Origin of the sequence: Nitrosomonas sp. (assembly GCA_031316255.1) — a bacterium.
Classification (GTDB): Bacteria; Pseudomonadota; Gammaproteobacteria; order Burkholderiales; family Nitrosomonadaceae; genus Nitrosomonas.
Genome location: JALDQW010000001.1, coordinates 667,627 through 681,978 on the forward strand (window position 1 = coordinate 667,627; position 14,352 = coordinate 681,978).

13 protein-coding genes and 3 tRNA genes are annotated in these 14,352 nt (G+C 49.6%); 6 read left to right on the plus strand and 10 right to left on the minus strand.

The genetic code is table 11. The features are described from left to right. Positions 1 to 81: 81 nt before the first annotated feature. From MRK00_03100 to MRK00_03145, 10 genes are all read right to left on the minus strand, one after another. Positions 82 to 1,644 (minus strand): GTPase domain-containing protein, encoded by a 1,563-nt coding sequence (locus tag MRK00_03100; protein MDR4516367.1) that lies wholly within the window; start codon positions 1,642 to 1,644, stop codon positions 82 to 84. Next, positions 1,644 to 2,870, minus strand: a complete 1,227-nt coding sequence (locus MRK00_03105; protein MDR4516368.1) for a GTP-binding DUF697 domain-containing protein — start codon at positions 2,868 to 2,870, stop codon at positions 1,644 to 1,646. Before MRK00_03105 ends, MRK00_03100 begins: the two co-directional genes overlap by 1 nt. Then, positions 2,867 to 3,415, minus strand: coding sequence for a DNA-deoxyinosine glycosylase (locus tag MRK00_03110; GenBank protein ID MDR4516369.1), 549 nt, complete (start codon positions 3,413 to 3,415; stop codon positions 2,867 to 2,869). Before MRK00_03110 ends, MRK00_03105 begins: the two co-directional genes overlap by 4 nt. Before the next feature lie 15 nt (positions 3,416 to 3,430). After that, the gene (locus MRK00_03115; protein ID MDR4516370.1) at positions 3,431 to 4,171 is read right to left on the minus strand and encodes a 2,3-bisphosphoglycerate-dependent phosphoglycerate mutase; all 741 of its coding nucleotides are present in this window, start codon (positions 4,169 to 4,171) and stop codon (positions 3,431 to 3,433) included. Further along, a complete protein-coding gene (locus MRK00_03120) occupies positions 4,168 to 5,169 on the minus strand; it encodes a fatty acid desaturase (GenBank protein MDR4516371.1) in 1,002 nt (333 codons plus the stop codon). The genes MRK00_03115 and MRK00_03120 overlap by 4 nt, the downstream gene beginning before the upstream one ends. Positions 5,170 to 5,303: 134 nt before the next feature. Then, the gene (locus MRK00_03125) at positions 5,304 to 5,720 is read right to left on the minus strand and encodes an HIT family protein (GenBank protein ID MDR4516372.1); all 417 of its coding nucleotides are present in this window, start codon (positions 5,718 to 5,720) and stop codon (positions 5,304 to 5,306) included. Between the two features lie 50 nt (positions 5,721 to 5,770). Beyond that, positions 5,771 to 6,514: a phosphocholine cytidylyltransferase family protein gene (locus tag MRK00_03130; GenBank protein MDR4516373.1), complete on the minus strand. Its 744-nt coding sequence runs from the start codon at positions 6,512 to 6,514 to the stop codon at positions 5,771 to 5,773. Between the two features lie 95 nt (positions 6,515 to 6,609). Continuing rightward, positions 6,610 to 7,773, minus strand: coding sequence for a cysteine desulfurase (locus MRK00_03135; GenBank protein MDR4516374.1), 1,164 nt, complete (start codon positions 7,771 to 7,773; stop codon positions 6,610 to 6,612). Positions 7,774 to 7,895: 122 nt separating this feature from the next. Further along, positions 7,896 to 8,126, minus strand: coding sequence for a nucleotidyltransferase substrate binding protein (locus tag MRK00_03140; protein MDR4516375.1), 231 nt, complete (start codon positions 8,124 to 8,126; stop codon positions 7,896 to 7,898). Positions 8,127 to 8,159: 33 nt separating this feature from the next. Continuing rightward, positions 8,160 to 8,777 carry a DNA-3-methyladenine glycosylase gene (locus MRK00_03145; protein MDR4516376.1) on the minus strand — a complete coding sequence of 206 codons (618 nt, stop codon included), beginning with the start codon at positions 8,775 to 8,777 and terminating at the stop codon, positions 8,160 to 8,162. A 352-nt stretch (positions 8,778 to 9,129) separates the two neighbouring features. On the opposite strand from MRK00_03145, the gene trxA reads away from it, so the two are divergent. The 6 genes from trxA to MRK00_03175 all read left to right on the plus strand — a co-directional run bounded on the left by trxA (position 9,130) and on the right by MRK00_03175 (position 14,315). After that, positions 9,130 to 9,456 (plus strand): thioredoxin TrxA, encoded by a 327-nt coding sequence (gene trxA / locus MRK00_03150; protein ID MDR4516377.1) that lies wholly within the window; start codon positions 9,130 to 9,132, stop codon positions 9,454 to 9,456. 175 nt (positions 9,457 to 9,631) lie between these two features. Then, positions 9,632 to 10,891 carry a transcription termination factor Rho gene (rho, locus tag MRK00_03155; protein ID MDR4516378.1) on the plus strand — a complete coding sequence of 420 codons (1,260 nt, stop codon included), beginning with the start codon at positions 9,632 to 9,634 and terminating at the stop codon, positions 10,889 to 10,891. Between the two features lie 55 nt (positions 10,892 to 10,946). Next, positions 10,947 to 11,023, plus strand: a tRNA-Pro gene (locus MRK00_03160). Between the two features lie 36 nt (positions 11,024 to 11,059). After that, positions 11,060 to 11,136, plus strand: a tRNA-Arg gene (locus MRK00_03165). A gap of 95 nt (positions 11,137 to 11,231) precedes the next feature. Further along, a tRNA-His gene (locus tag MRK00_03170) sits at positions 11,232 to 11,307 on the plus strand. Between the two features lie 152 nt (positions 11,308 to 11,459). Beyond that, on the plus strand, positions 11,460 to 14,315 hold the full coding sequence (locus tag MRK00_03175; protein MDR4516379.1) for an aconitate hydratase: 2,856 nt from the start codon (positions 11,460 to 11,462) through the stop codon (positions 14,313 to 14,315). The last annotated feature ends 37 nt before the right edge of the window (positions 14,316 to 14,352 follow it).

Consider the following 14,352-nt stretch of genomic DNA (forward strand, 5'->3'; position numbering starts at 1 on the left):
ATACTACCTGCTTCATTTTTTGCGTGAAATAGGGTTAATGCAAAGCGTTCTCTCGGTGACATCAGATGCCTTGTTAACGCATCAGTCATCCAGGCGTTTTTTCAGGACTTCCGGCAGATTCTTAAGAAAACGGCCTGCATTGATCATCTGACGCCACAGCAATACCCAGTTCTCCGCTTTTTTCTTTTCATCCAGACAGCGCAATAGGCGAGCCCGCTGGGCTTCTTCCTGTTGGTCCAGGATCGCTGCCCACAACGTATCGTTCACATTATAAATATGATTCTCCATCAGGCAGACCGGGATGACATGGTCAACCGATATCGCAAGATCGGCAGCAACAGCTTGTACGGCCGCGTTGATGTTTGTGGCTTTGGTATTGTGTGTAGCTGTCAAATCATATGGCGGGTTCCATTCGCCGGTTGGCCGAAGGCGGTCTATATGGCTGGCAACAACCAGTAACGGCGGCGGGCGGCGGTTAATTTGTGCGGACAGGAATAAACGCAACGCGTCCAGACAATCGCGTTCCGTTTGCCTATCCGGCCGGTTTGCCGGACTGACCCATAAAATCAGGTCGGCATCCTGAGCCGCATGCTGTAATTGTTTAATTTCAAAGTGTTCACTGTCGCAGCCCGGGGTGTCAAAGATTAACGCCCGGGTCAATCCGTCCCGTGAAAGCGCAAAGGGTTTGAGCGTCAGAGTACTGTCCGGCAAAATATCGGCAACAGTGGTCAACTGGCCGAACAGTGCATTGATCAGGCTTGATTTGCCGGCATTGGACCGTCCCAGCACCAGAATACGCAACGGTTCCTCTACGGCATTGCTCTCCCCGGTTGATTGATCCGCCGCGTCCATATCGACACTGGACCGGGCTGTCCGGGTTGTTGCGGGTTCTTCATCTGTCAGCACCAGACGGCCACTGTACAGATCAATCGCATAGTAACCAACTTTGCGGATATACGTGCGCAAAAACCAGCGGTGTAATTCATCACGCGCCTGAAGAAAACTGCTTTCGCGCAGCTGGCGCCAGGCCTCGCCAAGGATGGCATTGACGGGATTGATTATCGCCCGGCCAGCCCGATAAATGTCATACACCTGTTCCGCCTTGTCTTTCCAGCGCTGCATGCGAAACAGGTCGCCGATTGTCAACCGGTTGCTGAACGGTATGTTTTCAGTTACATCCAGGCGCAAATCACGGCTTGCCCGTTCTATGACCAGCAGCGTATGCGGCACCGTGAGTTCAAGCAGGGGTTTTTCCACATCGGGGTGGTAACAACGCGCCACCGTTTCCATTGTGCGCCGGCCTAGCGCCAGAATCCAGTCGCCTGTTTCTATCGGCCAGTCTTTGGGTTCACAGCTATCCGCCAACGCCTGCACCTGTTCCCATGCCGCATCAGCACTGAGCGGCCATTCGGGATTCGGTTCCGTCGCAGCTTCGGCCAGCAGCTTGCGTTCCCGTTTGACCAGCAACTGCTGCAGGCCATAACCAACCCCACCGCTGACCAGCATCGCCAGTGCCCAGAACAATAAAAAACCGTTCTGCCACAACCATAACATACCGAAACCCAGCACCGCCAGAAACGGCACAACCATCAACAAAAAAACCAGCAATCTGAGCGGATCGATACCATAGGGCAACGGCTTCATCACGATTTACCCTGCAAACGGTCTTTCAGGATGGCAGTGCCGCGTTCCAGTTCCTCTGCGTAGATACGGCGAATCGTCTCGGAGTCAACGCTCAGATTGTTCCGGTGCCTGACAAAAAAGTACACGGCAGCCTTTCCTAACGCATAGGTTGTTGCGCCACTGGCGCTTGCTCCCCAGATCGCCCCGACGGTTTGGCCCAGGACGGGAATAACTTTGGCGACCGCACGCCCCAGTATTCGTGCGACATAACCTGTTGCCACGCCTGCGCCCATCAATCCGAGAAATTCGGAAATCGTCCGTTTATCCCATGTCTGACCATAAAGCGTTGCCAGACTATGCAGTAATTTTGCCTGTACGGCCGATACGGCTACGAGATCAACCACCGGTAACGCGCCAAGCCCTGCAGCAGTTGTCGCATAACCAACGATATGCTGATGCGCGGTGCGTTCATACAAGTCGTGCACGGCTTCGCCACGGGTCAAAAGATTTTCCAGACCCAATGATGACAACGCTTCGATAGCTTGCCATAGGGCTTCGAGTCCATATTCAGGCGGTTCAAATCCGTCTTCAGGCAGTGTCAAGTCCACGGCCACCCAACGTACCGGCGCATGACCTGGTATGTCCGCCGCAGCATCGCGTTGCGCAAACAACGCGCGCTTGAGATCAGCAGGCGCCGCATCCGGCAACGGCGTTTGATCATAGGGCCAGGGATCGATATGCTGTCCGCCGACGGGATAGCATTCATGCAAACCGGTCTGGACAATCAGCAATGGCCATTCCGGATGGCGCTCACGCACCGTGTGTAGTACCTCAAAAACAGCCTGTTGTTTGATGTCCGCCACCTTCATGACGGCGATCAGCAAATGCGCTTTGGACTCGCAGTAATGGATGTCATCCGCCGGATCGTAGGAAACTTCACCCAAACCGCGCGTATCCAGGAATCTGACGACAGGGATATCCGCCGGAAAATCATAAAAACGCGACTGCCGCGTACAGGGTTGAAAACCGTTACCAATTTCAGCGGTTTCACTCCCCGTCATCGCGCGGATAATCGATGTCTTGCCTGCCTGCGTTTTGCCGATCAGCCATAAAACAGGCACAGGCATTTTCTCGCGGGCCTCTTGCAGCGATTTCTCCAGCAACGCTTCGTCGACTTTCGGATCAAGCAAAATCGTGCGCAGTTGATCCCAGTAACCGCTCCAGTTTTTCAAGTCATCCCATTTCATCTGACTGATAGCTGATCACTGCGATATTGAGAAATTGATAAAGTATCCATCAACATTTGATGCCACTTGTCCCGTTTGTGCGCAAAAGACAATGTTGCATTGGCCGGGCTTGTTGACGGCAGCCGAAACAGTTGAACGAAATCCAGAACAGTATCGCGCAACACATAGCGCTGAAAACAATCTTCTGCTTTACCGCCATTAAAAAAAACAAAACGTATGTGCGTATGGGTTTCAAAGAAAGACTCAAAATCATTTACAACCTGCGATTTGATATCGATGTTTGAGTCAAGGCTGCCTTCACGCCGACAGGATTGCAGCACATCCCAGAGTGCGATACCCGCTGATTTCAGTGCGTTTGTCTTTTCGGCATATGATGTAATTGCCGGATCAAAGTCCAGTAATTCGCCCATAATGCGCCAGAATGCATTTTGTGGGTGGGCATAATATTGACCGGCATTCAATGATGCCTGTCCGGGCATGCTGCCCAATATAAGCACACGGGCATGCGAATCGACAATCGGCGCAAAACTGTAGATTGTTGTCATCGTATTTAAAACCGTTCAGCGCAATTCATCCACGTAATAATGCCGAACAGGCTTAAACTCATGGTCGAGTTCATAAACCAGGGGCTTACCCGTCGCCAGCTTTAGTTTCAACACCTGCACCTCAGTCAGATTGTCAAGTTGCATCATCAGTGTACGCAGCACGTTTTTATGTGAAACAATCAGCACGCACTGCCCCTGTTGTATTTCCGGTTTGATGACATCCTGCCAGAAGGGCAGCATTCTTTCCATGGCCAGTTTCAGACTTTCGCCGCGTGGCAGTTCATTTTTTTCAACGGCCTCATACTGCGGTTGATTGCCCGGAAAACGGCTATCATCCATTTCCAGTTTCGGTGGTTCGCCATCAAACCGGATTTGTGTGCGCAACACAGGCCATAAACCAAATTTCCTGATGGCGGCCAAACGCCCCATGCCTTCCAGCGCGCCGTAATGCCGTTCATTCAACCGCCAGCATTGCTGTATGGGCAATTCGTCAAGTTCCATGGTTGATAAAACCGTTTTCGCAGTTTCCGAGGCACGTTGTAATGTAGACGAAAAACATCTGTCGAAGCGGATGCCGGTTCGTTGTAGTTGACGGCCGGCATTTTTTGCTTCCTGTTGTCCTTTTGGACTTAATACGACATCGCTCCAGCCGGTAAAAACCCTGTCGCGATTCCAGATGCTCTGCCCATGACGCAGCAAAACCAGTCGCGTTATTTTTTGTGCGGTTTCATTTTTTTCTGAAGAAGCCGGGTTCATGAATTATCAGTCGTATTTTTTGACGTACTGGCTTGTGAAGATTCACGCCAGATACGCGTCAAGGCATCCCATAAGCTGGTGCGCAGGGTTGTCAGATAAAGCCTATTATCACTGAGTCCATTGACCAGACGGCGTTGCGCTTTTCCGAGATTATGATAGGGCATGCTCATAAATAAATGGTGCGTCGCGTGAAAACGCAGCCCAACCGGCGCCCACAATGGGGTAATAAGCGGATTACCGGGTACGTTTATCGAGTCCAGATACTGCTCGGCATGGGTCATCGGTTTTTCGCCTGGATTGCGGTAGGCATGTGCGGCCAGGGTACGCAGTGAATTCAGGATAAAAACCATGACAGCAACAAGATACCAGAGCACCAACACATCGAAGGGCATGACATCCAGCCACACCAGCGATACCACGACAAAAGCGAACAAAAATGCCGCCAGTTCCTGCTGCCGCCAGTTGTAATCGTTGCGAATGGCGTTTTCCGCGCGTTTGTAAGTCGGGTCAATCGTTAGCGATGAAGCACGTTCCCAAACGACTTTGCGTAACGGTGGAATCAGATAGGACAATGGCGTCAATAACAGAAAACGCACCAACAGTACTGGCGGTATCAAAAACGACAGCAGAACATAACCCACCATTTCAATGGGTTTGTGCGTTGCAAACGGCAGATATTCCCCGTCCTGATGCGTACCGTATACATCCCGCCGATGATGGTCGTTATGCACACCATCGTAGGTAAATGACGGGATCATGAACGGCACGCCGCACATACAATTCCATGCCGTTCGGAAAACCTTGAACGTCCCTTTCTTCAGATGCGCGAGTTCATGGACGAAAATTGCCGCCCTGTACAGTGTCAGCACCGCAACCACATATGCGCCAATTTGCACCAGTGAAAACAAAGGCGAAAACAATGCGGTGAAAAATGCTGCCCAGCCCACAATGGCGTTAAACAGAAAATCCGTCCAGTAAATCCATGGATTTGGCGTCATCAGATCGCTGACCAATTGATGCGCCTCACGTAGCGGAAATGTTTCGGTTTCGAGTGCAGTCTCCGCTTTGGCAGCGGAGTCCGACACAGCTTCCGAATCTGATTCTGACACTGGCTTTATCTCTTCTGACGCTTTCATGACCAGCAGGATTTGATTTGATCCATAATCAGTTGATTGGCTTTCTCATCCGTTTCGTTGACATGACCCAGATTAGGAACAGCCGGCCATCCCGCATCGACAAATTCCCTGTCGGCAAATTGTTGCGATTGCGCATAACGCGGAATAACGTGAAAATGCACATCAGGATCGACCATCATCAACATCAGGTAATTCAATTTGTCATATTGAAACGCTTTTGTCAGGGCAAATTCGAGCTGATTGGTGACGGCATGCAATTCAGTAAAGCTTTGAGGACTGAGTTCCGAGAATGCTTTAGCCGGTTCATGTGCAGCCAGCACCAGCGCACCCAGTGTCACCTGCGCAGGACGCAGCATCACACTCCAGTACTGGAACGAGTGAATAATCGTTTCTGGCGCGCCGAATTTGCGCATGGTTGCGTTAAGCTCAACTGTTTTCACGCATCCCTCCGTTTAATCTTTAGTTATTGCGTTTGCTGGGTGAAAAGCATGCCCGCTCTCGCCAGATCCTCAATAAAATCAATCTCGCACCAGCGATAGCCCGAAACAGAACACGAATTCACCAGATGCTGTCCGGCCAGCTTGTCAATAATGGACAGATACCAAGATTTTAATTCGGCCGGGTGGCGTAATGCGGCTTCCAGCGCCTGACTGAAACAGACCGCCCCTTTCTCGCGAAAATAGATTAATCCAATAGATTCCGCATCAATCTGATTAGAGGGAATAATTTTACTGACCTGTTTGACCCAGCCATCGCCATTGAGCTGCACTTTCATGTCATCCGCATCATAGCTTTTTTTAAAATCCACACTCAGTGTAATCGGGGCAACCGGTGAATTCAATACCTGTGTTACCAGCGCCGGCTCTATCACGGTATCGCCGTTCAACAACAGAAAATCACCGTTCATTGCATCGCGCGCCAGCCAGCAACTGGCGAGATTATCCGCCACCTCATAAAACGGATTAAAGACGATTTTGATGTTGTCGTGGTTTGCATAGCGTTCCTGCAACAGTGTTTCAATTTGTCCCACCTGAAAACCTGCAACAATAATAATTTCGTCGATTCCAGCGGCAAACAGTGCGTCGATTTGCCATGCAAGCACGGGGCGATCTGCAACGGGCAACAGGCATTTTGGGGAATTTTCGGTCAGCGGAAGCAGGCGCCGGCCTTGTCCGGCGCTCAGGATAATGGCTTTTACAGCGTTCACAAATTCGATATCGTGTTATTAATCAAAGTATGCATGAATTTTAACCTGAATACCTTGTTCATTGCTGGAATTTGACCGATCCGTTTGAAAATAAATCAGAATGAAAGACTGCTCATGCTTCTTAACGCGTCCACAATACTTTTCATCGCCGACAGAAATGCTTCAACCTGCGCCATGGTATTACTGTGCCCGAAACTGATGCGCACAGCACAACGCGCCAAAAGCGGATCAACCCGCATCGCTTCGAGTACATGACTTTGTCCCGGGTTGACACTGGAACAGGCCGCGCCACTGGCAACGGCAAATCCCGCCTTGTCCAGTTTCACGACCAGTGTGTCGCCTTCCACATCGGGCAGGGAAAAATAAGTGGTGTTCGGAATACGTGCGGCACCGGCGCCAAAAATTTCCGCACCCATTGCAACCAGCCCCTGTTCCAGCCTTTCTCGCAATTGCGCAACATGCTGCGCAGTTTCGGTCATACGCGCTGTTACCCGTTCGCAGGCCACCCCAAAACCGACTATTGCCGGGACATTTTCTGTACCGGAACGCAATCCGTTCTCATGGCCTCCCCCATAAATCAACGGTTTTAATAACAAACGCTTGTCGACGATCAAGGCGGCTGCACCTTTAGGCCCATAAATTTTATGCGCCGATAACGTCATCGCATGTACGTTGAGCGCGGCAAAATCAACCGCAATTTTACCCAGTCCCTGCACTGCATCGGTATGAATATATGCGTGCTTGTTCTGATCGCGCGTAATTTCAGCAATAGACGCGACATCCTGTATCACTCCGGTTTCGTTATTCGCCAGCATCACCGAAACCAGCACCGGTTTCTGCGCCGTCATCGCTTCGCGTGCCGCATTTACATCAATCTGGCCGTGTTGGCTTACTGCCAGCCGGTGCAGGGTCCAGCGCTCTGCAGACCGCTGCGCCAAAGCCTGTGCTGGCTTCAGTACGCAAGGATGCTCAATTGCACTGATGAAAATATGATCCGCTTTCAAACTGTCTGCGGCGCCCCGGATGAACAGGTTATTGGCTTCGGAGCCGCCGCTGGTAAAAATCACCTGTACCGGTTGAACGCCGACAGCCGCCGCCACTTGCTCACGCGCCCTGTCGATTGCCCGCCGTGCGGTCATACCGTATTCATGGCGGCTGGACGCATTGCCGAATTCCTGCTGAAAATAAGGCAGCATCGCCTCCATCACCGCGTCATCCACCCGTGTAGTGGCATTATGGTCAAAATAGTTCAGTGTCATGGACAAAACAAGTTGTAATTTCTTTTTTAAGAAGGCGCATCATAAGTTCTGATTCATCCCGTCAATGATGAATCAGCACCCTGTGTTCGCGCTGAATAATCTTCCTGAATAATTCAGGAACGTCATTCCAGATAATTAAACTCAAATAAATACCGCCTCAGAATCTTCCACATGCAATCGTAACAGGTCTCAAAACGCTGGATCACCGATTCTGCCACGGCTTCCTGTGTCAATACCGGCAACACGGAATCAAGCGACAGATAGTTTTCAAATTGCAATTCCAGATGCATAAACGACATCCGGAAATGACTGTAATCGATCATGGGCAAAGCAAACAAAACAAAACAAAACAAAGATTATTTGAAGCATTATAAACAAAACTGTCTTCAATACTCCACCGGCAACGGATCCAGACTGCGCCACAAGTACCAGGTTGCCACCGAGCGCCAGGGTTGCCAGGTTTTCGCCAATTCCTGAATGGCTTTCTTACCTACCGGTTGGGACGCAAAATAATGCTGACTGATCGCACGCTGCAAGCCGATGTCGTCCAGCGGCAAAACATCCGGGCGCAACATATGAAAAATCAGGAACATTTCGGCGGTCCACCGGCCTATGCCTTTGACCTGGACCAGTTGCGTGATCAGGGCTTCATCACTCATCGCATTCCATCCGGTCACATCGAGGACACCCTCATGGAAATGCCGTGATAAATCCTTTAGGTAAGTTATTTTTCTGAGCGACAAACCGCAGGCACGGAGCAAGTCTTCTTCCGCAGCATGAATCGTATGCGGCGAAATTTCAGGAATAGCGGCAATCACTTTTTGCCAGACACTTTCTGCAGCCTTGACGGATATCTGTTGACCCACGATTGATCGTGCCAGCGTTGAAAAAGCATTTCCGCGCGTTTTGAGCGCAATATCGTCAAAACGCTGAATCAACCGGCCCATGACTTCATCTCGCGCAGTCAATTCCAGTGTAGCTCGGGTCCAATAAGCAGGCGTCATCCGGTGGCTAAAAAATCAAAAAACAATGACTGCCGGAGTTTTGCATTACCGGCCACTTCCAGTGGTTTCATTTTTAACATACAATTAAGGAATAATAGCAAGAAACCCTCACTTTATGGCTTGAAATTATTTCAGCTTGTATTATCATTATTATTAATCAATCATTTCTATCAACAGATACTTCCCTTTTGCCTGATTTTTATATAGCATAACGAGTTAATCAGTTTTTTCATTTGTCTGTTTTATACATGCCACTTCTTTCATAACGGGAATGAGTGCAACTATAACCTGAAATGATCTTTTCATTACTTACAAGAAACAAGAATCGGCAATAATTTTTAATGAGGATTATATGAGCCAGCATATTCATTACGTTACTGATGCAAATTTTGAAACCGAAGTTTTACAGTCATCGCTGCCTGTTTTGGTTGATTACTGGGCTGAATGGTGCGGTCCGTGCAAAATGATTGCCCCGATTTTAGACGAAATTGCCAGTGAATATGATGGACGCCTCAAGGTTGCCAAGTTGAATATTGATGAAAACCAGGTTACACCGCCCAAATACGGCATTCGGGGCATTCCGACATTAATGCTGTTCAAGGACGGCAACATAGAAGCAACAAAAGTCGGCGCGTTATCAAAATCTCAATTAACCGCGTTTGTTGACAGCCATCTTTAATGTGGTTATGCTTTTCAATTGAATGGACATAGGACAAGTGATTTAACCAATAAATCACTCGCCTTTTACTGAATCTTTTTTTGTTTACCCCATCAGCAGCTACTTTCCTTCCAACGTTCATCGTTTGCGTTAAATTTCATTAATTTATACGTTTTTATTTTCATAGAACTTTTCCATGCGCTTATCCGATCTTAAACATCTTCATGTTACCGAACTCGTTAAAATGGCCACCGCCAATGAAATTGATGGGGCCAACAGAATGCGAAAACAGGACCTGATTTTCGCATTATTGAAAAATCAGGCAAAAAAAGGTGAAAGTATTTACGGCCAGGGTACGCTGGAAGTTTTACAGGACGGTTTTGGCTTTCTGCGTTCACCAGATACCTCGTATCTTGCCGGACCGGATGATATTTATATTTCACCAAGCCAGATCAGACGTTTTAATCTTCATACGGGTGATTCGATAGACGGTGAAATCCGTCCACCCAAGGATGGTGAGCGATATTTTGCCTTGGTTAAAGTCGACAAAGTCAACAACGAACCGCCTGAAAATTCGAAGCATAAAATTCTGTTCGAGAATCTGACGCCTCTATTCCCGACGGATCCCTTAAAACTCGAACGCGATATCAAAGCGGAAGAAAATATTACCGGCCGCATCATCGATCTGATTGCACCCATAGGCAAAGGGCAACGCGGCTTACTGGTAGCCAGTCCGAAATCGGGTAAAACAGTCATGCTTCAGCATATCGCGCACTCTATTGCCGCCAATTATCCGGATGTGATTCTCATGGTGCTGCTCATCGATGAACGCCCCGAAGAAGTCACGGACATGATCCGTTCGGTCAGAGGCGAGGTAGTGTCCTCCACGTTTGACGAATCAGCCATGCGTCATGTACAGGTGGCCGACATGGTCATAGAAAAAGCCAAACGCCTGGTGGAACATAAAAAAGATGTCGTCATCCTGCTCGACTCAATCACACGCCTTGCACGTGCCTATAACACGGTCGCTCCGGCGTCTGGGAAGGTATTGACCGGCGGTGTCGACGCTAACGCGCTGCAACGGCCCAAACGCTTTTTTGGCGCCGCGCGCAATATTGAAGAAGGCGGCTCGCTAACCATTATTGCCACAGCACTGATCGATACCGGTTCGCGCATGGATGATGTGATCTATGAAGAATTCAAAGGCACCGGTAACATGGAGATACATCTCGACCGTCGCATGGCAGAAAAACGCATGTACCCTGCCATCAACGTCAACCGTTCCGGAACACGCCGGGAAGAGTTATTGATCGAACCCGATGTGCTGCAAAAAATCTGGGTTTTGCGTAAATTGCTGCATCCCATGGATGACATGGATGCCATGGCATTCCTGCTGGATAAAATCAAGGCAACCAAAAACAACTCCGATTTCTTTGATTCCATGAGAAGAGTGTAATTATAGAATTTGAAATTGACCTTTTTTCGCTGAAAGGGTATAGTGTCGGCTTTTCCGGGGTGTAGCGTAGCCTGGTAGCGCGCCTGGTTTGGGACCAGGATGTCGGGAGTTCAAATCTCTCCACCCCGACCAATTTCAGCCCTAGATATACGGGGCATGTCCGATAAGGTGCCCGTAGCTCAATTGGATAGAGCACCAGCCTTCTAAGCTGGGGGTTACAGGTTCGATCCCTGTCGGGCACGCCACTGTTATTTCTATCGAATAGTTGGTACTTTAATAGATACACCGACCCAATCGATTTGGGCAAAAAAAAGCATCGACGCTTTTTTCTTGATTAATGGTGGCTGTAGCTCAGTTGGTAGAGTCCCGGATTGTGATTCCGGTTGTCGTGGGTTCGAGCCCCATCAGCCACCCCATTCAACTTCTCCCTCCACCTATCCCTCACCCCTCATTCAGCCTTAAAATTTTTCAGCTTTCCTGCTATCCTTACATCAGAACGACCATGCGCTACAATAGTCTCTGGAAAATAACGAATATCAACAATTACATGCTTTACTAGGAACACATCATGACCCACAATCTGTTTAACAGCCTGCAAGATCTGACGATTTCCGAAGGCAAAAGCGCCAAATACTATTCCCTGCCTGCACTGGAAAAAATTGGTCTTGGCAAAATTTCACGCTTACCGGTCTGCATCCGGATTATTCTTGAATCCGTGCTGCGCAATTGTGATGGCAAAAAAATTACTGAAGCGCATGTCCGGCAGCTGGCTGACTGGCAACCTGATGCCGCCAGGACGCACGAAATTCCATTTGTTGTTTCGCGTATTGTACTGCAGGACTTTACCGGCGTTCCTTTACTGGTTGATCTGGCGGCAATGCGCAGTGCGGCCAAAAAACTGGGCAAAGATCCGGAATTGATCGAACCGCTTGTTCCCGTAGATCTGGTCGTCGATCATTCCATTCAGGTTGACCATTATGGCAACAAAGATGCACTCAAGCTTAATATGGAAATTGAATTTGAACGGAATCATGAGCGCTACCAGTTTATCAAGTGGGGCATGCAGGCGTTCGATACATTCAAGGTTATTCCACCGGGCATAGGCATCGTCCATCAGGTCAATCTGGAATATCTGGCGCACGGTGTACACGAAAAAAACGGCGTTGTATATCCTGATACCCTCGTAGGCACCGACTCGCATACCACCATGATCAACGGTATCGGCGTTGTCGGCTGGGGCGTCGGTGGCATAGAAGCCGAAGCAGGCATGCTTGGACAACCGGTTTATTTCCTGACACCGGATGTCGTCGGGGTTAATTTGACCGGGCAACTATGCGAGGGCGTCACCGCCACCGATCTGGTGCTCACAATCACCGAAATGCTGCGCCGCGAAAAGGTTGTCGGCAAATTTGTTGAATTTTTCGGCGAGGGCACCGCCTCGCTGACACTGCCCGACCGCGCCACCATTGCCAATATGGCCCCGGAATATGGCGCAACCATGGGCTTTTTCCCCGTCGATGACGCGACAATCGAATATTTTAAAGGAACGGGGCGCAGCGATGAAGAAATTACTGCATTCCAGCGTTATTTTCAGGCGCAGGAAATGTACGGCATTCCACGCTCCGGCGACATTGACTACAGCCGTGTTCTGCAACTTGACTTGAATACTGTGTCGCCTTCGCTGGCCGGCCCCAAAAGGCCACAGGACCGTATCGATCTGGCCCAGCTCAAAACCAGATTCAACGAACTGCTCAGCAAGCCGGTGGCCGATGGCGGTTTTGGCAAGCAAGCCGGCGATCTGAATCACCGTTACCCCATCCGCCCATTGGAATCGGATGCACAAGTATGCACACAGCTCGACACAACCATTCCGGATGAAAGTTGTCTGGAAAACAACTCCGACCGTCATGTCACTGAAATGGTCAGCAACCATCCGACACCGGATACCGTTGACATTCCGGCCAATAAATTTGACAGGGCTGTCGATCTTGGTCATGGCGATGTCCTGGTTGCGGCCATCACTTCATGCACTAATACATCAAACCCGAGCGTGTTGATTGCAGCAGGTCTATTGGCCAAGAAAGCTGTCGAAAAAGGACTGCTGGTAAAACGCCATATCAAAACATCGCTGGCGCCCGGTTCCAGAGTAGTGACAAACTATCTTACGGCAACAGGCCTGCTGCCTTATCTGGAAAAACTCGGTTTCAGTATCGCCGGTTATGGCTGCACCACCTGCATAGGCAATACAGGTCCGCTGGCCGAGCCCATTGAAGAAGCAATCGTCAAGAACGATCTGGTCTGCTCCGCCGTGCTTTCAGGCAACCGTAATTTTGAAGCGCGTATTCATACCAATATCCGCGCAAATTTCCTGGCTTCCCCGCCTTTGGTTGTTGCTTATGCCATCGCCGGTACAATGTTGAAAGATCTCGCACACGAACCACTGGGAACAGATGCGCAAAACAATCCAGTCTGGCTGAAGGATATCTGGCCAAGCAGCGCGGAAATACAGGCGCTGATGAAGTTCGCAACCCGCGCCGATACATTCCGCGAACTTTACAGCGATTTGACCAAGGATCACCCGCTGTGGAACACGATATCCTCAACCACCGGAGAAACCTACAACTGGCCATCTTCGACCTATATCGCAGAACCCCCGTTTTTTGATCATTTTTCTCTACAACCGATTGATACAGGCAGCATGAGCGATATCAAAGGCGCCTGTGCACTGGGCATATTTGGCGATTCAGTTACGACTGACCATATCAGCCCGGCCGGCGCAATCAAGGCCGATTCTCCAGCCGGCGAATATTTACAGGCAAATCAGGTATCACGAGCGGAATTTAACAGTTATGGTTCGCGCCGTGGCAACCATGAAGTCATGATGCGCGGCACTTTCGCCAATGTACGTATCCGCAATCTTATGGTACCCGGAAGCGAAGGCGGCGTTACACTATATCAATCGGAAAGCCTGCCTGCAGAAGAAATGAGCATTTATGATGCTGCAATGAAGTATCAATCAAACGGCAAACCCACTGTTGTATTCGGCGGCAAAGAATACGGCACCGGTTCAAGCCGGGACTGGGCGGCGAAAGGCACGCAATTACTCGGCGTCAAGGCCGTGATTGCAGCCAGTTATGAACGCATCCACCGCAGCAATCTGATTGGCATGGGCGTACTGCCGCTGCAATTCAAAAATAACGAAGATACACAATCACTTGGCATCACAGGTGTCGAAAAATTTGACATACTCGGCCTGGACAATTTGCAACCACAGCAGGATATCACACTTGTCATTCATCGACAGGATGGTACGAAAAAAGAAACCCAGGTGTTATGCCGTATCGATACCGCAATTGAAGTTGACTACTACCGGCATGGTGGAATACTCCCTTATGTGCTCAGGGAGCTGCTCAATAAGCGTTGATACATCGGCTGGACCAAACACCGTATACGCAAACAAA